General features: G+C 71.7%; 17 protein-coding genes. 3 read left to right on the plus strand and 14 right to left on the minus strand.

Features of this window, described 5'->3' with window-relative positions; translation table 11 throughout:
- Positions 1-31: 31 nt before the first annotated feature.
- The 8 genes from ACZ4M8_RS28415 to ACZ4M8_RS28450 all read right to left on the minus strand — a co-directional run bounded on the left by ACZ4M8_RS28415 (position 32) and on the right by ACZ4M8_RS28450 (position 8,427).
- Entirely contained in the window at positions 32-853 is an 822-nt protein-coding gene (locus tag ACZ4M8_RS28415) for a DUF3159 domain-containing protein (protein WP_467612410.1), read from the minus strand.
- 3 nt (positions 854-856) lie between these two features.
- The gene (locus ACZ4M8_RS28420; RefSeq protein ID WP_467612413.1) at positions 857-1,255 is read right to left on the minus strand and encodes an OB-fold nucleic acid binding domain-containing protein; all 399 of its coding nucleotides are present in this window, start codon (positions 1,253-1,255) and stop codon (positions 857-859) included.
- Between the two features lie 93 nt (positions 1,256-1,348).
- The gene (locus tag ACZ4M8_RS28425) at positions 1,349-2,032 is read right to left on the minus strand and encodes a response regulator (RefSeq protein ID WP_030285294.1); all 684 of its coding nucleotides are present in this window, start codon (positions 2,030-2,032) and stop codon (positions 1,349-1,351) included.
- Between the two features lie 154 nt (positions 2,033-2,186).
- Positions 2,187-4,748, minus strand: a complete 2,562-nt coding sequence (locus ACZ4M8_RS28430) for a DUF4118 domain-containing protein (protein WP_467612416.1) — start codon at positions 4,746-4,748, stop codon at positions 2,187-2,189.
- A 434-nt stretch (positions 4,749-5,182) separates the two neighbouring features.
- Positions 5,183-5,851: an ABC transporter ATP-binding protein gene (locus ACZ4M8_RS28435; RefSeq protein ID WP_467612678.1), complete on the minus strand. Its 669-nt coding sequence runs from the start codon at positions 5,849-5,851 to the stop codon at positions 5,183-5,185.
- A gap of 701 nt (positions 5,852-6,552) precedes the next feature.
- Complete coding sequence (locus tag ACZ4M8_RS28440) at positions 6,553-7,314, minus strand: DUF3710 domain-containing protein (protein WP_467612419.1); 762 nt, start codon at positions 7,312-7,314, stop codon at positions 6,553-6,555.
- A gap of 1 nt (position 7,315) precedes the next feature.
- The gene (gene dut / locus ACZ4M8_RS28445; RefSeq protein ID WP_467612422.1) at positions 7,316-7,837 is read right to left on the minus strand and encodes a dUTP diphosphatase; all 522 of its coding nucleotides are present in this window, start codon (positions 7,835-7,837) and stop codon (positions 7,316-7,318) included.
- Positions 7,834-8,427 (minus strand): PaaI family thioesterase, encoded by a 594-nt coding sequence (locus tag ACZ4M8_RS28450; RefSeq protein WP_467612425.1) that lies wholly within the window; start codon positions 8,425-8,427, stop codon positions 7,834-7,836. The genes dut and ACZ4M8_RS28450 overlap by 4 nt, the downstream gene beginning before the upstream one ends.
- 58 nt (positions 8,428-8,485) lie before the next feature.
- Between ACZ4M8_RS28450 and ACZ4M8_RS28455 the strand changes: the two genes are divergently transcribed.
- Positions 8,486-8,929, plus strand: coding sequence for a DUF3093 domain-containing protein (locus ACZ4M8_RS28455; protein ID WP_467612428.1), 444 nt, complete (start codon positions 8,486-8,488; stop codon positions 8,927-8,929).
- 27 nt (positions 8,930-8,956) lie between these two features.
- Here ACZ4M8_RS28455 and ACZ4M8_RS28460 read toward each other — a convergent pair whose 3' ends face one another.
- The 4 genes from ACZ4M8_RS28460 to ACZ4M8_RS28475 form a co-directional block, all read right to left on the minus strand.
- Positions 8,957-9,787 (minus strand): hypothetical protein, encoded by an 831-nt coding sequence (locus ACZ4M8_RS28460; RefSeq protein ID WP_467612430.1) that lies wholly within the window; start codon positions 9,785-9,787, stop codon positions 8,957-8,959.
- Between the two features lie 13 nt (positions 9,788-9,800).
- Positions 9,801-10,103, minus strand: coding sequence for a DUF4193 domain-containing protein (locus ACZ4M8_RS28465; protein WP_016575747.1), 303 nt, complete (start codon positions 10,101-10,103; stop codon positions 9,801-9,803).
- Between the two features lie 556 nt (positions 10,104-10,659).
- A complete protein-coding gene (locus tag ACZ4M8_RS28470; RefSeq protein WP_467612433.1) occupies positions 10,660-11,919 on the minus strand; it encodes a sensor histidine kinase in 1,260 nt (419 codons plus the stop codon).
- Between the two features lie 2 nt (positions 11,920-11,921).
- The gene (locus ACZ4M8_RS28475) at positions 11,922-12,575 is read right to left on the minus strand and encodes a response regulator transcription factor (RefSeq protein ID WP_030285276.1); all 654 of its coding nucleotides are present in this window, start codon (positions 12,573-12,575) and stop codon (positions 11,922-11,924) included.
- Between the two features lie 299 nt (positions 12,576-12,874).
- On the opposite strand from ACZ4M8_RS28475, the gene ACZ4M8_RS28480 reads away from it, so the two are divergent.
- Entirely contained in the window at positions 12,875-13,048 is a 174-nt protein-coding gene (locus tag ACZ4M8_RS28480; RefSeq protein ID WP_169750012.1) for a hypothetical protein, read from the plus strand.
- A gap of 64 nt (positions 13,049-13,112) precedes the next feature.
- Here ACZ4M8_RS28480 and ACZ4M8_RS28485 read toward each other — a convergent pair whose 3' ends face one another.
- Together ACZ4M8_RS28485 and ACZ4M8_RS28490 are read right to left on the minus strand one after the other, a co-directional pair.
- Positions 13,113-13,913 (minus strand): inositol monophosphatase family protein, encoded by an 801-nt coding sequence (locus ACZ4M8_RS28485; RefSeq protein ID WP_467612436.1) that lies wholly within the window; start codon positions 13,911-13,913, stop codon positions 13,113-13,115.
- Between the two features lie 117 nt (positions 13,914-14,030).
- Entirely contained in the window at positions 14,031-15,170 is a 1,140-nt protein-coding gene (locus ACZ4M8_RS28490; RefSeq protein ID WP_467612439.1) for a ferrochelatase, read from the minus strand.
- Between the two features lie 303 nt (positions 15,171-15,473).
- Here ACZ4M8_RS28490 and ACZ4M8_RS28495 point away from each other — a divergent pair, with 303 nt between their 5' ends.
- Positions 15,474-16,748, plus strand: coding sequence for an MFS transporter (locus tag ACZ4M8_RS28495; protein ID WP_467612442.1), 1,275 nt, complete (start codon positions 15,474-15,476; stop codon positions 16,746-16,748).
- The last annotated feature ends 427 nt before the right edge of the window (positions 16,749-17,175 follow it).

Below are 17,175 nucleotides of genomic sequence, written 5' to 3' on the forward strand. Positions count from 1 at the left end.
TCGGCCGTCCGGAGGCGGCGCGCCGCCCAGGTCAGCGGCGGTGGCGCGGACCGTCCGACGGCACCGGCCGCCCGGCGGCCGCCGCCCGCTCGGCCCGCTGCGCCTTCTCGGCCTTCTCCGCTTCCTCGGCCGCCTCCATCTCCGCGAACACATCGATGGGCGGCGGCGCCTTCGCCAGGAAGACCCAGGTCAGGTAGACCGCCAACAGGAACGGCGGGATCTTCAGCGCGATCAGCACCCAGCCGAGCTGGGTGGTGTCCGCCCACCAGTACAGCGGGAAGAGGATCGCGCACTTGGCGAAGAGGATCAGCCCCCACGCCCAGCTGGCCTTGGCGTACGCGGCCTTCCGGCCGGGGTTACGGGTGCGCCAGGAGAGGTTCTCCTTGAACACCGGGCCCAGGATCAGGCCGATCAGCGGCACCCCCGCCACCGTCGTCACCATGTACGCCAGCGCCAGGCCGAGGGTGTAGAGCATGCCCGGCAGGTAGAAGTCCTTGGCGTTGCCGGTCATCATCGCGAAGACGACACCGAAGGCGACGCCGAAGACACCGCTGAGCGCGTGCTTGAGGGTGCCCTTCCGGACCAGCCGCACCGCGGCCAGCACCAGCGACACCGCCAGCGCCGCGATCGCCGAGGACTTCAGGTCCTTGTTGACCGTGAAGACCGTGACGAACAGCAGGCCCGGGAGCACGGTCTCCACCATGCCCCGCACCCCGCCGAACGCCTCGAACAGCGCCGCCTCGGTGACGGCCCTGCCGTCCCCGTCCGGGCCCTCGCCCCCCGGGCCGGGCGCCCCGGCGGCGGGCGGCGGATGCGGGGATGCGTCAGTGGTCGGTCGGTCGGTCGACGTCACCGGTCACTCCTGTCCGAGCGGTCGGAGTTCGTACTTCGGATTGAAGAGCACCCGGCGTCCGTGGCTCATCGAGACACGGCCCGAGGCGATGAGCTTGCGGCCCGGCTCGATGCCGACGATGGAACGGCGGCCGAGCCAGACCACGTCGAGGGCGGCCGAGCCGTCGAACAGCTCCGCCTCCAGCGCGGGCACCCCGGCGCGCGGCCGCAGCGTCACATGGCGCAACGTGCCGGTGACCTTCACGATCTGCCGGTCGTCGCAGTCGGATATCCGGGTGCAGCCCGTCGCCTGCGTGTCCTGGCGCAACTCGGCGGACTGCAGCTCCTCCTCGGAGGACGACAGCCTGTCGAGCATCCGGCGGAAACGGCCGGCCGGCTTCTCGGATCGGGTCCCAGCACTCATGAACCCAGCGTACCTGTGCCCACCGACACCACCCACGGCGTGCGCACAGCGGGGCGGGCGCACGGCGCGACCGCCACCGGGCGCGCACCGCCGCTACGGCTCGAAGCGGTACCCCATCCCCGGCTCCGTCACGAAGTGCCGCGGGTGCGACGGATCCGCCTCCAGCTTGCGGCGCAGCTGCGCCATGTAGACCCGCAGGTAGTTGGTCTCCTTGCCGTACGACGGCCCCCAGACCTCCTGGAGCAGCTGCTTCTGGCTGACCAGCCGGCCGGCGTTGCGTACCAGCACCTCCAGCAGATGCCACTCCGTGGGCGTCAGCCGGATGTCCCGGCCCCCGCGGTTGACCTTCTTCGCCGCGAGATCGACGGTGAAGCCCGGCGTCTCGACGACCACGTCCGCCTCCGCGGGCCCGGTCGGCTCCGCCCGCCGCACCGCGGCCCGCAGCCGCGCCAGCAGTTCGTCCATCCCGAACGGCTTGGTGACGTAGTCGTCGGCGCCCGCGTCCAGCGCCTCGACCTTCTCGTCGGATGTCTGCCGGGCCGACAGCACCAGGATCGGCACCCGCGTCCACCCCCGCAGCCCCTTGATCACCTCGACGCCGTCCATGTCCGGCAGGCCCAGGTCCAGCACCACGACATCGGGATGGCGGGCGGCGGCCAGCTTCAGGGCCGTGGCCCCGTCGGGGGCCGCGTCCACCTCGTACTTGCGCGCCTTCAGGTTGATCACGAGGGCCCGCACGATCTGCGGCTCGTCATCGACCACGAGCACCCGGTTCACTGACGTTCTCCTCGCGAAGTCGGGACCCCGGGCACCCGGCCCGGGGAACGGAAAGGGGGACGGCCGGCGACCGCGCCGACCGGACCGTACGGGGCGGGGCCGCCCCCGGGCACCGCGTCGCCACCGCGGTCCGCGGGCCCGGCGCCCGGCCCGCTCATGTGACGGCCCCGGCGGTGGACGACCGCGGCCCGGCGGAGAGCGGCCGGTCCTCCGCCGCCCGCAGGGTGAGCACCATCGTCATCCCGCCGCCCGGGGTGTCCTCCGCGGCGAGCGTGCCGCCCATCGCCTCGGTGAAACCACGCGCCACGGCCAGCCCCAGGCCCACACCCGCGCCCCGCGGCGCGTCCCCGTACCGCTGGAACGGCTCGAAGATCCGGCCCTTCGCCTCGTCCGGCACGCCCGGCCCCCGGTCGACGATGCGCAGCTCCACCCGGTCACCCAGCGCACTCGCCGCCACCAGCGCCTGCGCGCCCTCCGGGCTGTACTTCACGGCGTTCTCCACCAGATTGGCGACCGCCCGCTCCAACAGCCCCGGATCGACCGCGACGATCGGCACCGCCTCCGGGATGTCCAGCGTCACGCTGCCGTCCGGCACCCCGCCCAGCGCCATCGGCACCACCTCGTCCAGATCGACGCCCCGGATCAGCGGGGTGACGGTGCCGGTCTGCAGCCGCGACATGTCCAGCAGATTGCCCACCAGGTGATCCAGCCGGTCCGCGCCCGCCTCGATACCCGCCAGCAGCTCCGCCTCGTCCTCCGGGGACCACGCGACGTCGTCGGAGCGCAGCGAGGTCACCGACGCCTTGATCCCGGCCAGCGGGGTCCGCAGATCGTGGCTGACCGCCGCCAGCAGCGCCGTCCGGATGCGGTTGCCCTCCGCCAGCTCCCGGGCCCGCGCCGCCTCCCCCATCAGCCGCTGCCGGTCCAGGACGACGGCCGCCTGCGCGGCGAACGCCGCCAGCACCCGGCGGTCCTCGGCCGGCAGCACCCGGCCGCTCAGCGCCAGTGCCATGTGGTCACCGACCGGCATGTCGACATCCGCGTCCTCCGGACGGCGCAGCGGCGCACCCTTCGCCGGTTCGCCCACCCGTCCCGCGCACGTCCACGGATCGACATCGCTGTCCCGTTCCAGCAACGCCACCGCGTCCATCGCGAACGTCTCCCGCACCCGCTCCAGCAGCGCGTCCAGGCTGGTCTCCCCGCGCAGCACGCTGCCCGCGAGGAACGACAGGATCTCCGACTCGGCCCGCAGCCGCGCCGCCTGCTGGGTACGGCGCGCCGCCAGGTCCACCACCGACGCCACCGACACAGCCACCGCGAAGAAGATCACGATGGCGACGATGTTCTGCGGATCGCTGACCGTCAGGGTGTGCGTCGGTGGCGTGAAGTAGAAATTCAGCAGCAGCGACCCGACCGCCGCCGACGCCAGCGCCGGCAGCAGTCCGCCCAGCAGCGCCGCCAGCACGGTCAGGAAGAGGAACAGCAGCACATCGTTGGCGAGCCCCGGCCCGTCGTCCACCCGGTACAGCAGCAGCGACAGCAGCGCCGGCGCCACCACACCGACCAACCACCCGGCCACGATCCGCGCCCGCCCCAGCCGCGCCCCGCGCGCAACCGGCAGTCCGCGGCCCTTCGCGACCTCGTCGTGCGTGACGATGTGGACGTCGAGGTCCGGACCCGACTCCCGGGCGACCGTCGCCCCCACACCCGGTCCGAACATGTACTGCCAGGTCTTGCGGCGGCTGGAGCCCAACACGATCTGCGTGGCGTTCACCCCTCGTGCGAACTCCAGCAGCGCCGCCGGAATGTCGTCCCCGATGACGTGGTGGAACGTCCCGCCGAGGTCCTCCACCAGCGTGCGCTGCACGGCCAGCTCCTTCGGGGACGCGGACGTCAACCCGTCACTGCGCGCGATGTAGACGGCGAGCACCTCGCTGCCCGACCCCTTGGCCGCCATCCGCGCGGCGCGGCGGATCAGCGTACGGCCCTCGGGTCCGCCGGTGAGACCGACGACGATGCGCTCCCGCGCCTGCCAGGTACTGCGGATGGAGTGCTCGGCGCGGTACTGCTGCAGGTACTCGTCCACCCGGTCGGCGACCCACAGCAGCGCCAGTTCGCGCAGCGCCGTCAGGTTGCCGGGGCGGAAGTAGTTCGACAGTGCGGCATCGACCTTGTCCGGCTGGTAGATGTTGCCGTGCGCCATGCGGCGACGCAGCGCCTGTGGCGACATGTCGACAAGCTCCAGCTGTCCGGCGCGCCGCACCACCTCGTCCGGGACGGTCTCCTGCTGCCGGACGCCGGTTATCGACTCGACGACATCACCGAGCGACTCCAGATGCTGGATGTTGACGGTCGAGATCACCTCGATGCCCGCCTCCAGCAGTTCCTCGATGTCCTGCCAGCGCTTCTCGTTGCGCGAACCGGGCACGTTGGTGTGGGCCATCTCGTCGACCAGCGCCACCGCCGGGCGCCGCGCCAGCACCGCGTCGACATCCATCTCGGTGAACGTGGCGCCGCGGTACTCCATCTCGCGTCGCGGCACCTGCTCCAGACCGTGCAGCATCACTTCGGTACGCGGCCGCCCGTGCGCCTCGACGAACGCCACGACGACATCCGTCCCGCGCTCCACACGCCGGTGCGCCTCGGACAACATCGCGTAGGTCTTGCCGACGCCCGGCGCCGCACCGAGATATATCCGTAGCTTGCCGCGTGCCATGGCCCCATTGTCTTACGTGAAGGCCGCCCCCACCGGGCTGAGCCTGCTCCCGACAGTACCCACCGCCCCCACCCGGCGGCCCCCGGGAACGGACCGGAGCACCGGTTTTGACGCGACCCTGATGGGTGAGACAGGTGTGTCGGGTGTGACAACCACCCGAGGCGGATCCCGGGGCACGCGGACGATCCTGGTACAAGGACCGTCTCTGCGCGGGCCGACCGGAACTCGGCCGGGACCGGAAACCGGGCCCGACCCGGAGCAGGGCCAGGACCGGCGGACCTTCCACGCCTCCGCGCCCCTACGCCGCGGCACCCCGCGAGCCGTGGAACGGCCGCACCTCGGCCTCCGGGCGACCGAGCAGCAGCCGGGCGACGAAGTCCCGCCCTCCGGAGAGCCCCGCGCCCCCTCCCGTGACCGGCCCGCCTCCCCTCTCCCTAACTTCCCTCCACCACCCCATCGCTCAGCTCAAGCACCCGGTCCGCCAGGCCGACCAGGTGCGGGTCATGGGTGGCGACCAGCGCCGTGACACCTTCGCTGCGCACCACGGCGCGCAGCAGTTCCATGACCTCTCGCCCGGTCTCGGCGTCCAGCTGTCCGGTGGGTTCGTCCGCGATGAGGAGCGACGGCCGGTTGGCGAGCGCCCGCGCGATGGCGACGCGCTGCTGCTGACCACCGGAGAGTTCGCCGGGGCGCTGCCGCATGTGATCGGCGAGCCCGACGAGGGACAACAGCAACTCCACCCGTGCTTCCCGCTCCCGCGACGGCATACGACGCAGGCGCAGCGGAACCCCGACATTCTCCGCCGCGCTGAGGATCGGTATCAGCCCGAACGTCTGGAAGACGAAGCCGATCCGGTCGCGCCGCATCTCCAGCAGTCCACTCTCGTCCAGGTCGGCCAAGGCCGTCCCGTCCACGGTGACATGCCCCGCGTCCGGGGTGTCGAGCCCGCCGACAAGGTTGAGGAGCGTGGTCTTCCCCGAGCCGGACCGGCCGCGCAGCGCGACGAGTTCGCCCCGCGGCACCTCGCAGGACACCCCACGCAGCGCATGCACCGCCCCCGCACCCCGACCGTAACTCCGGTGCAGGTCCCGCACGACGACCATGGGCCGCTCCGACCTCCCGACCGCGGGACCCGCTTCGCCGGCCGTCACCACCCCGTGGTCCCGCTCCGCACCGCCACGTCGCGCGAAGCCCTTGCGGAACTTCCCTCCGCCGCGCTGCTCCCCGCCACCGCTCCCGAACACCATGCCCGCTCCCCCGTCCCCGCCACGCACTTCCCGCCCGTACGCGATCAGCCCCGCACCAACACGGCCTGCTCACCGGCCTCCTGGCGTCGGCTCACACCACCCGGCAGCCCGACGCGGCTCACGCAGCCCGGTCGCGTCAGGCCGACGGCGTCAGTATGCGTAGGGCCCGATCAACCGGGCAACGCCTGTGGACAACTCACGTGCCGACCCGCATCAGGTACCGGAGAGCCCGACCGGAACAGCGCACCCCCTTGCCCCGAGGGCAGGAGCAAGTCCCACACCACCCCGTGCCCGCCCCCTTCCGTCCTTGCCCCTGACACCGTGCGGGCGTGGCACCGTCCGACCCGTCGATCGCGTACGACGAAGCGGTCCTCAAAGCCGGAGAGTCAGTACGGGTACACGCCGCGATCCCCGTCCCCGCTCACCCCGAACACGCACATGCCTGTGGCCGCACCCTCAGGTGCGGCCACAGGCATCCTTCTCTCAGCGCCCAGCCGCGCCGACCGCCTTCCGGGCCCCCGCCCCACAGCGTCCGGTCAACTCGCGAGCCCCGCAGGTCAGCGGATTTCGGTGATCTCCGGTCCGCGCTCCAGGCGCTCCACACCGCCGCCGAAGCGGGACCCTTCGGCCGGCTCCTGCTGTACGCCGTCGGGCACCATCTGGGCGTCGTCCGGCAGCTTCAGGACGATCGGGTCACGGGGCGCCATGGGGGCGTCACCGCGGATGACGACGGTGTCCTGGAAGATGTGCTCCAGCACGCTGGCGGCCTCCGGCTGCACGGCGCCCTGACCGGAGATGACACCGCGCAGGAACCACCGCGGGCCGTCGACACCGACGAACCGCACGACCTGCACACCGTTGGTGCCGTCGGGCAGCTGCACGGGGACCTGGGCACGGAGTTCCCAGCCGAGGGGGCCCTCGACCTCGTCGATGACACCGCCCTGCTGGGTGATGCCGGAGGCGATCTCCTCGCGGACCTCGCCCCAGATGCCCTCGTTCTTCGGTGCGGCGAACGCCTGCACCTGCACGGCGCTGTCCTGGAGGACGACGGTCGCGGCGACGATCGCGTCACCCGCGACCTCCACCCGCAGCTCCATGCCGTCGACACCGGGGACGAAGAGTCCGCCCAGGTCGACGCGGCCCTCACCGGGGTCCTTGACCTCCGACACGTCCCAGGGTCCGTCGGGACGGGGCGCGGGCGGAAGGGCGACCTTCCCCTCCGCGTCCGCGTCGGTTTCGCTCACCGCGGTCTCGTCGGCGAGTTCCGTGTCCTCCGCCGGCTCGTGCGCGCTCTCGTTCTTCTTGCGACGTCCGAACACGTCACTGTCCTTCCCGGTCGGCACCGACCGATGCGTATTCATTCCCGCCCGTGGAGCCGCCCACCGCCGCGTGACCGCCGGTGGACCCGAATCCCCCCTCGGCCCGCGCCGAGCCGGGAAGTTCCGCCACCTCGTGGAAGCGCACCTTCTCGACCTGCTGGACGACCAATTGGGCGATCCGGTCGAACCTCTCGAACCGCACGTTCTCGCGCGGGTCCAGATTGACCACGATCACCTTGATCTCTCCACGGTACCCGGCATCGACCGTCCCAGGGGCATTCACCAGCGCCAGCCCGCACCGGGCGGCGAGGCCGGACCGGGGGTGCACGAAGGCGGCGTACCCGTCGGGCAGCGCGAGGGAGATACCGGTGGGCAGGACGGCCCGCTCCCCCGGGGCGAGATCGGCCGCCTCGGTGGTCACCAGGTCGAGCCCCGCGTCACCGGGGTGCCCGTACGAGGGGACGGGCACCTCCGGGTCGAGACGGCGCAGCAGCACATCCACCGGGTTGCGTCGGTCACTCACGGGTTCACCTCGAAGGCGCGGGCGCGCCTGATCTGGTCCGGGTCCTCCATGACGGCCCGGATCTCGTCACTGCGGCCGTTGTCGATGAAGTGGTCGACCTTGACCTCGATGAAAACGGCGTCGGCCCGTACGGCGACGGGCCCGTCGGGGCTGCCTATCCGGCCGACGGCGGTGGAGTAGATCTTCCGGCCGTGTACGGCGGTGACGCGGGCGTCCAGGTGCAGGACGGTGCCCAGGGGGACGGGGCGCAGGAAGTCGGTCTCCAGGCGGCCGGTCACCGCGATCACGCGCAGCAGCCAGTTCAGCGAGCCCAGGGTCTCGTCGAGCGCGGTGGCCAGCACGCCGCCGTGGGCCAGACCGGGAGCGCCCTGATGGGCGTCCTTGACGGTGAACTCGGCGCGTACGCTCACGCCGTCACCGGCGCGGGCCTGCAGGTGGAGGCCGTGCTGCTGCGCTTCGCCGCAGCCGAAACACTGGCCGTAATGGGCGCCGAGGAGTTCGCCGGGGGCCGGCGCGTCGGGGTGCCGGACCGGGGCGGCGGCGCCCTCGGGGGGCGTCAGCCGCGTCCTGGGTTCGTCAGTTCCACTCACGAGTGCAGACCCTACCCGCGCGCGCCGAGGGCCTGCGCCGCCGTGCCAAGCTTGTGCCATGCAGTCGTACGAAGAACGTCTCACGGCGCCCCGTTCCTGGTGGCTCATCGCCGTGCTGGTCGGTGTGGCCTGTGGCTTGATGCTGCTCCCCGTGGGGACGCTGCCGATGCTCGGCGGGCTGATCGGCGGGGTCGCGCTGTCGTCCGTGGTCGTGAGCGCCTACGGATCGGTGCGGATCCGAGTGGTCGGGGACGCGCTGATCGCCGGGGACGCGAAGATCCCGGTGGCGGCGCTGGGTGAGGCGCGGGTGCTGGACGCCGAGGAGGCGCTGGCCTGGCGGATGCACAAGGCCGATGCGCGGGCGTTCATGCTGCTGCGCAGCTACATCCGGACCGCGGTGCGGGTGGAGATCACCGACCCCGAGGACCCGACGCCGTACGCGTATCTGTCGACACGGGACCCGGAGCGCCTGGTGGCGGCGTTGGCAGCCGCGCGCGTCTGAGCCGGCGCGGGTGGCCGGGCCCGGGAGCTAGGCGTTTCCCTGCGGCCCGGGGACCGCGGGTCCGGCGAGCGCCTCCCAGGACACCTGGCGGGCGCGCAGGTCCTTGCGGAGGGTGTCGGCGAGTCGGCCCGTCTCGCGGCGGTTGAGGAACGCGCCGACGGCGGCGCCGATCATGAACGGCGCGAGGTTGGGCAGATTGCGCAGGGTGCGCTTCATGATCTGCTGGCGCAGCTCGCGTTTCATCTGTCCGCCGAGCGCGAGGTTGAGTGTGGCGGGCCGGGCGACATCGATACCGCGTTCCTCGGTCCAGGAGGTCAGGTACGCGAAGGCGCGCTGCCGGGTGGTGCCCTGGGGGCGCAGGCCGTAGACCTCGTGGAGTTCGGCGATGAGTTTGATCTCGATCGAGGCCACTGCGACGACTTCGGCGGCCAGCTCGGTCGGCATGGCCGGCGGTACGGGCAGCATGGCGGCCGCCCCGACACCGGCGCCGACGGCCGCGGTGGCCCGCGTGGCGCCCGCGACGAGCTTGTCGGCGAGTTCCTCGGGGGTCAGGCCGGGGAACTGGGTGCGCAGGGCCGCGAGATCGCGGACCGGGATCCGCGGGGCGACGGCGATGAGCCGGTCGGCGAGTGCCGCGAGCTGGGTGCGCACACTGCCGCCGCCGCGTACGGCGCCTTTGCCGAGCGTGGCGGCGAGCGAGGCCACGCGGCCCCGCTCCTGCGGTGAGCCGGGTGTCCGCTCCGTGGGGAGGGCGGTGGGGTCGGCGGGCACGGGCGCGTGTTCTCCGCGTGATCGTGCGCCGGCCGCCGGTCCTTTCCCGCCCTTGGGGCCCTTACGGAACGGGTTCACGCCTGTCACGGCGCGACCGGTCTCAGGCCGCGCAGTCGCGGCAGATCGGGTTCCCGTTCTTGTCCTCCGCCGCGAGCTGGCTGCGGTGGTGGACCAGGAAGCAGCTCATGCACGTGAACTCGTCCTGCTGCTTGGGCAGGACCCGTACGGCGAGCTCCTCGTTGGACAGGTCGGCGCCGGGCAGTTCCAGGCCCTCGGCCTGCTCGAACTCGTCGACGTCGACGGCCGAGGCGGACTTGTCGTTCCGCCGCGACTTCAGTTCCTCGATGCTGTCCTCGTTGAGGTCGTCATCGGTCTTGCGTGGGGTGTCGTAATCCGTAGCCATGTCGCTCTCCCCCTCTGGGTGTCTGCGGTGTCTCAGCGCTCGTAACGCGTGAGAGGCCGGACTTGTGCCCGACCTGAGGCGGAGATTTTGCCTCACATCAAGGTCTGTTACTCAATCGACACCCAACCGCACCCGGAAGGGGTGATCGGTTTGGATGGCGAACTGGACCGTACACGGTCCGAATGTCGCATCGCGCAGATGCCAACCCGTGTACTTCCCGTGATCAGGGCCCCGGGAAACCCGGATTTTCCCGGCTTTTCGCCGGGCATTTCGATCACGGAGGGTGGAGGGGCGGAATGCGACCGCTGTGAGCGATCACACATGGAAAGGGCGGCGGGCGACCCGTCCGAATTCCGCGCAAAGCGAACTCGGCGAAGGATGACCGCCCGGCCCCCGTCCCGTCAAACCGCATGTCCCCCTCATGGCGCTGTACAGCCGCCCAGCGGGCGTTCGTACACGTATACGCCCGATGACGTACGAAACCCGCCGTTCGCGCCGCAGCGGGCCGTACAGTGCCGCCTCGCGGCCCCTCCGAGCCGCCGGGGCGGCGGTCGCCTCACAGCGGGAGGACCACGCGCATCGTGAGGCCGCCGCCCTCGCGCGGCTCCGCGGTGATGGTGCCGTCGTGGGCGCGGGCCACCGAGCGCACGATGGACAGCCCCAGACCGACGCCCTTGTCGCTGCCGGTCCGCTCCGTGCGCAGCCGCCGGAACGGCTCGAAGAGGTTCTCCACCTCGTAGGCGGGGACCACCGGACCCGTGTTGGAGACGATCAGCACCGCACAGCCCGGCTGCGGTTCGGTGGTGACCTCCACCCAGCCGCCCTCGGGAACGTTGTAGCGCACGGCGTTCTGCACGAGGTTGAGCGCGATCCGCTCCAGAAGAACGCCGTTGCCCTGGACGAACACCTGCCGGCGTACCCCGCGGAACTCGATACCGCGCTCCTGCGCCTCACCGCGGGCCTGATCGACGGCCTGGGAGGCGACCTCGGCGAGGTCGACGGGCTTCTTGTCGACAATCTTGTTCTCACTGCGGGCGAGCAGCAGCAGTCCTTCGACGAGTTGCTCACTGCGCTCGTTGGTGGCCAGCAGCGTCTTGCCGAGCTGGGTCAGCTCCGGTGACGCGCCCGGGTCGGCGAGCTGCACCTCCAGAAGGGTGCGGTTGATCGCCAGAGGGGTGCGCAGTTCGTGCGAGGCATTGGCGACAAAGCGCCTTTGCGACTCGAAGGCCCGGTCGAGGCGGTCCAGCATCTCGTCGAAGGTGTCCGACAGCTCCTTCAGCTCGTCGTCGGGACCCCCCAGCTCGATCCGGCGGTGCAGGTCCGAGCCGGCCACCCGCTGCGCGGTCCGGGTGATCCGCCCCAGGGGCGACAGCACCCGCCCCGCCATCGCGTACCCGAAGGCGAACGCGACGACCGTCAGGCCCAGCAGCGCCAGCAGCGAGCGGTTGAGGAGCGTGTTGAGAGCGAAGGCACGCTGGTGCTGGATGCACTCGCCCACCGCGCGGTTGAGCTGATCGACGTCGGCGACGGACGACAGGCCGCTGCAGGTACTGCTGGAGATCCGCAGACTCTGCGCGTCGATGATCTTGAACGGCGGTTGGTTCCCGGCACCCAGCGCATCGGCCGCCAGGATGTAGATGATGATCAGCAGCACGATCCCGGCCATCAGGAACATGCCGCCGTACAGCAGCGTGAGCCGTATCCGGATGGTCGGGCGCAGCCACGGGAAGGGCCGGACGTTGACCGGTTTCGGGTCCCAGGTCGGCTTGGGCGGGGCGGGGGGCGGCGTGGGGGACGCCTTGGAGAAGGGAGGCATCTTCAGATCCGGTATCCCGAACCGGGGACCGTGACGATCACCGCGGGCTCACCCAGCTTGCGGCGCAGCGTCATGACCGTGACACGGACGACGTTGGTGAACGGATCGGTGTTCTCGTCCCACGCCTTCTCCAGCAGTTGCTCGGCCGAGACCACCGTCCCCTCGCTGCGCATCAGCACCTCCAGGACCGCGAACTCCTTGGGCGCGAGCTGCACCTCCCGGCCGTCCCGGAAGACCTCCCGGCGGTTGGGGTCCAGCTTGATACCGGCCCGCTCCAGGACGGGTGGCAGCGCGACCGTCGTACGGCGCCCCAAGGCGCGCACCCGGGCGGTCAGCTCGGTGAAGGCGAACGGCTTGGGGAGGTAGTCGTCCGCGCCGATCTCCAGCCCTTCCACCCGGTCGCTGACGTCCCCGGAGGCGGTGAGCATCAGGACGCGGGTGGCGATGCCCAGCTCCACGACGCGGCGGCAGACGTCGTCACCGTGCACGAGCGGCAGGTCACGGTCGAGGACCACGACGTCGTAGTCGTTCAGCTCGATCCGCTCCAGGGCTGCCGCGCCGTCGTAGACCACGTCGACGGCCATGGCCTCCCGGCGCAGTCCGGTGGCCACCGCATCGGCGAGCAGTTGCTCGTCCTCGACGACGAGAACACGCACGTCGCAAATCCTTCCGCAAAGCCCCGAGCAGGGCACATCAATGTCACAGAGCCCTTCCATCCTGCCCCGAAGAGCCATAAACCGGCGGTAAGGGGGTTCGCGGGGCGCGCGGGCCTCGATCAGCCGGATTCGCGGGCGGGTTGAGGTTTCCCTGAGATTGCGGGCGGGGAGGACGACTGCACACCCTCGATCACGCCCTGCCGGGCGTCTCTTGACGACCCTCCACAGGGATCTTGTCGTGATCGACCCACCCGTCGGCACATCAGTGCCAACCCGGACCCACGACGAGGGGGCGCACCATGGACGCGTTCACCGCAGGCATTCTGCAGCGCATACGGAACACCGAAGCCGTTCTGGACCGGGCTCGCGCGTCGGGCGACGACTACCTCGTCGACGTCGAGCAGGCAGAGCTCGAGGACCTGCAGCGCCTGGCCAGCGAGTACGGAGTGGAGGTCGGCGCGGTCCGCGCCTGACGTCCGCCGCACACCGCCGCGCCCCGGTCACCGCACAGGTGCCGGGGCGCAGTCGCGTCCGCCGTCAGTCGTGCCAGGCGCCCAGTTCCTCCAGCAGCGGCTGCAGCGTGCCGAAGAGTTCCGGGGACGCGGCGACGGTCAGCTCGTGGGAGGCGGGTTCGCCGGGGCGGCCGCCGGTGAGCGCCCCGGCCTCGCGGGCGATGAGCGCCCCGGCGGCCAGGTCCCAGGGGTTCAGGCCACGCTCGTAGTAGGCGTCGAGGCGTCCGCACGCCACATCGCACAGGTCGATGGCGGCCGATCCGCCGCGCCGGATGTCCCGGACCTGCGGCACCAGTACACGCACCACCTCGGCCTGCGCGGCGCGGCGCTCGGCGAGGTAGCCGAAGCCGGTGCCGACGAGCGCCTGGGAGAAGGGGGGCGCGGGCCGGTGGCGTACGCGCTCCCCGTTGAGGAACGCGCCGCCCCCCAGGACCGCGTGGTAGGTCTCCCCGCGCATCGGGGCGGCGACCACGCCGACGACGGCCTCGCCGTCCTTCTCCGCGGCGATGGACACGGCCCAGGACGGCAGCCCGTAGAGGTAGTTGACGGTGCCGTCCACGGGGTCGATGACCCAGCGCACCCCACTGGTACCGGCGACGCTGGCGCCCTCCTCGCCGAGGAACCCGTCGTGCGGCCGGTGCTCGGCGAGGAAGCCGGTGATCAGCTTCTCGGAGGCGATGTCCATCTCGGTGACGACATCGATGGGGCTGGTCTTCGTGGCGGCCACCCCGAGATCGGCGGGTCGGCCGTCGCGGAGGAGGCGGCCGGCCCGGTCGGCCGCCTCCAGGGCCAGCTGGAGAAGTTCGTCGTACAGCGGGTCGGACACGGGGCTCCTTGCTCGGTCGAGCGGTGGGCGGGAGGGCGGATCGCGGCGCCGGTGCACCCTTACGGGGCGGCCGGGGCGCTCGTGGACGTGCGGTTTCCGGGCCGGTCCGGTCGGCTGTCAGGCCGGGCCGGTCCAGTCGGCGCCGGCGGCCGCCGGGCGGGGGGCGCGGGCGGGGCAGCAGCCGACGGGGCACAAGTCGTGGGAGGCGCCCAGCGCGCCCAGGGCGCAGCGCCGGGGGGCGCGGCCGCGTTCGGTGGCGGCGCGCTCCAGGAGGAGGTCACGGACGGCGGCGGCGAAGCGCGGGTCGGCCCCGACGGTCGCCGACCGGGCGACGGGCAGGCCCAGCTCCGCGGCCTTGGCGGTGGCCTCGGTGTCGAGGTCGTACTTGACCTCCATGTGGTCGGAGACGAAGCCGATGGGGGCCATCACCACGGCCGGAACGCCCTGCCGGTGCTGTTCCTCCAGGTGGTCGCAGATGTCGGGTTCCAGCCACGGGATGTGCGGGGCGCCGCTGCGGGACTGGTAGACGAGGCGCCAGGGGTGGTCGACACCGGTCTCCTCGCGCACCGCGTCGGCGATCACCCGGGCCACGTCCAGGTGCTGGGCGACGTACGCGCCGCCCGCCCCGTCGGTGGTGTGATCGGCCGGGATGCCCGAGGTGTCGGCGGCGGCGGTGGGGATGGAGTGGGTGGTGAACGCGAGGTGCGCGCGGTCGCGGACCTCCTCGGGGAGCTCGGCGAGGGAGGCGAGCACACCGTCGACCATCGGGCGGACGAACCCGGGGTGGTTGAAATAGTGCCGGAGCTTGTCGACCTGCGGGACGGCCAGCCCTTCGTCCTTCAGGGTAGCCAGCGCGTCGGCGAGGTTCTCGCGGTACTGACGGCAGCCCGAGTACGACGCGTACGCGCTGGTGGCGAGGACGGCGATCCGGCGGTGGCCGTCGCGCACCATGGCGCGCAGGGTGTCCGTCAGATAGGGCGCCCAGTTGCGGTTGCCCCAGTAGACGGGCAGGTCCAGGCCGTGGTCGGCAAAGTCCTTGCGCAGCGCGTCCAGCAGGTGGCGGTTCTGGGCGTTGATGGGGCTGACGCCGCCGAACAGGAAGTAGTGCTGCCCGACCTCCTTGAGGCGCTCGCGGGGGATGCCGCGGCCGCGGGTGACGTTCTCCAGGAACGGGACGACGTCGTCGGGGCCTTCGGGACCGCCGAAGGAGAGCAGCAGCAGGGCGTCGTAGGGACGGGGATCGCACTGTTCGGGCATGTCTCGATCCTCCCACTCCTCGCCCTCGCGTGACGGGCAGCCCCCGGCCACCCGTGTGGGGCACGGGGCGGGGCGCGCATGGGGCCACAAGGGTGCACGCCTTCCCGGGAGTGGCTGTAACGGAGGTGTGCCCGGGGCGGGGAGCGGTGACAGTCGCTTGCCCGGGGCGGGTGGGAAACGGGCCGCACGGGGCGGGGCGAAAGGGCCGAAATGCGGAGGCGGGCGTCCCAGGGTCCCCGTAAGCTGTATCGGCCACAGACATCCCTTACCGATCTTCGGTCCTCACCCGGCGGAGCGCCCTCGTTGCCCAGTCCCTACCGCGCCATCTTCGGCCCGCCCGGCACCAAGTCCTTCTCCGCCGCCGGACTCCTGGGGCGGATGCCGTTGTCGATGCTGGGCATCGGTGTGGTGACCATGGTGTCGCAGCTGACCGGCCGCTACGGCCTCGCCGGAGCGCTGTCGGCGACGCTCGCGCTGTCCGCGGCGCTGCTGGGACCGCAGATCTCCCGGCTGGTGGACCGCTACGGGCAACGCCGGGTGCTGCGTCCGGCAACAATGGTGTCGGTGGCCGCCGTCGCCGGTCTGCTGCTGAGCGCGCAGCAGCGCTGGGCCGACTGGACACTGTTCGCGTTCGCGGCGTGCGCGGGGTGCGTGCCGAGCGTCGGCTCGATGGTGCGGGCGCGGTGGGCGGCGCTCTACCGCGGCTCACCGCGCCAGCTGCACACCGCGTACTCGTGGGAGTCGATCGTCGACGAGTGCTGCTTCATCTTCGGCCCGATCCTGTCGATCGGGCTGTGCACGGCGTGGTTCCCGGAGTCAGGCCCCCTGCTGGCGGCCGTCTTCCTGGTGGCCGGTGTGTTCTGGCTGACGGCACAGCGCGCCACGGAACCGGCGCCGCATCCACGCGTCGAGCACACCTCGGGGTCGGCCCTGCGCTCGCCCGGCCTGCAGGTCCTGGTGGTGACGTTCGTGTCGACGGGCGCGATCTTCGGCGCGATCGACGTGGTGACCGTCGCCTTCGCCGAGGCGGACGGCCACAAGGGCGCGGCCAGCCTCGTACTGGCCGTCTACGCGCTGGGCTCCTGCCTGGCGGGCGCCGTGTTCGGGCTGCTGCACCTCAAGGGTCATCCGTCCCGCCGGTGGGTGGTGGGTGTGTGCGTCATGGCGGTGAGCATGGTGCCGCTGCAACTGGTGGGAACGCTGCCGTTGCTGGCTGTCGCCCTGTTCGTCGCGGGGCTGTCGGTCGCACCCACGATGGTGACGACGATGGCGCTGGTCGAGGAACACGTCCCCCGGGAGAAGCTGACCGAAGGCATGACGTGGACGAGCACCGGCCTCGCCGTGGGTGTCGCCCTCGGCTCATCCGCCGCCGGCTGGGTGGTGGACGCCGCAGGCGCGGGACGCGGCTATCTCGTACCGTGCGCCGCTGGTCTGCTCGGGACCGTGGTGGCCCTGCTCGGATACCGGCGGCTTCGTCCTGAGACTCCGGCAGATGGGTGCGCCGGGGCCGCCGGGGTTGTGCAGCAGGGCGGCCCGACGGACAGTGCGGAGCGGGCTGGTGGGGAGCGGGTGTTGTAGTCGGCGGTGGGGGGTGAGGGGTGACTGTCACCTCCACGCGAGGCGACAGTCACCTTCACGTAAGTAGCTTTGTCGATAGTGCCGCACGGTGGCCCGGCATGCATGCGACGTCTACGTAGCGACGAGCTGGTACTCGCACCGGTGGCATGCCGACATCAGGGCATCGCATCGCGCACCTATAGGTCACACGGATGTCAGTGGCTCACTGCTGGCGAACAGACAGGCCACCGACCTCCCGAGCCGCCGCCTCCCCGCCTCCCGAGCCGACAGCGACAGCGACAGCGACAGCGAGCAACGCCCGTCGGCGGCCATTGTCGACATTCCCCTGACGAACAGTCGGCGGCAGAGACACACCTCGGGAAGCAGACCGCAGCGACACCACCCGAGGCAGACCAGTCAGAGGCTGACGTCCTTCCGCAGCCCCCCC

The sequence above is a fragment of the Streptomyces sp. NPDC027185 genome (assembly GCF_055567035.1).

Coding starts and splice junctions, on each gene's coding strand:
- ACZ4M8_RS28480 (WP_169750012.1), top strand. CDS start 12,875: ATGGACGCGTTCACCGCAGGCATTCTGCAGCGCATACGGAACACCGAA.
- ACZ4M8_RS28465 (WP_016575747.1), bottom strand. CDS start 10,103: ATGGCTACGGATTACGACACCCCACGCAAGACCGATGACGACCTCAAC.
- ACZ4M8_RS28455 (WP_467612428.1), top strand. CDS start 8,486: ATGCAGTCGTACGAAGAACGTCTCACGGCGCCCCGTTCCTGGTGGCTC.
- ACZ4M8_RS28435 (WP_467612678.1), bottom strand. CDS start 5,851: ATGGTCGTCGTGCGGGACCTGCACCGGAGTTACGGTCGGGGTGCGGGG.
- ACZ4M8_RS28430 (WP_467612416.1), bottom strand. CDS start 4,748: ATGGCACGCGGCAAGCTACGGATATATCTCGGTGCGGCGCCGGGCGTC.
- ACZ4M8_RS28420 (WP_467612413.1), bottom strand. CDS start 1,255: ATGAGTGCTGGGACCCGATCCGAGAAGCCGGCCGGCCGTTTCCGCCGG.
- ACZ4M8_RS28470 (WP_467612433.1), bottom strand. CDS start 11,919: ATGCCTCCCTTCTCCAAGGCGTCCCCCACGCCGCCCCCCGCCCCGCCC.
- ACZ4M8_RS28490 (WP_467612439.1), bottom strand. CDS start 15,170: ATGCCCGAACAGTGCGATCCCCGTCCCTACGACGCCCTGCTGCTGCTC.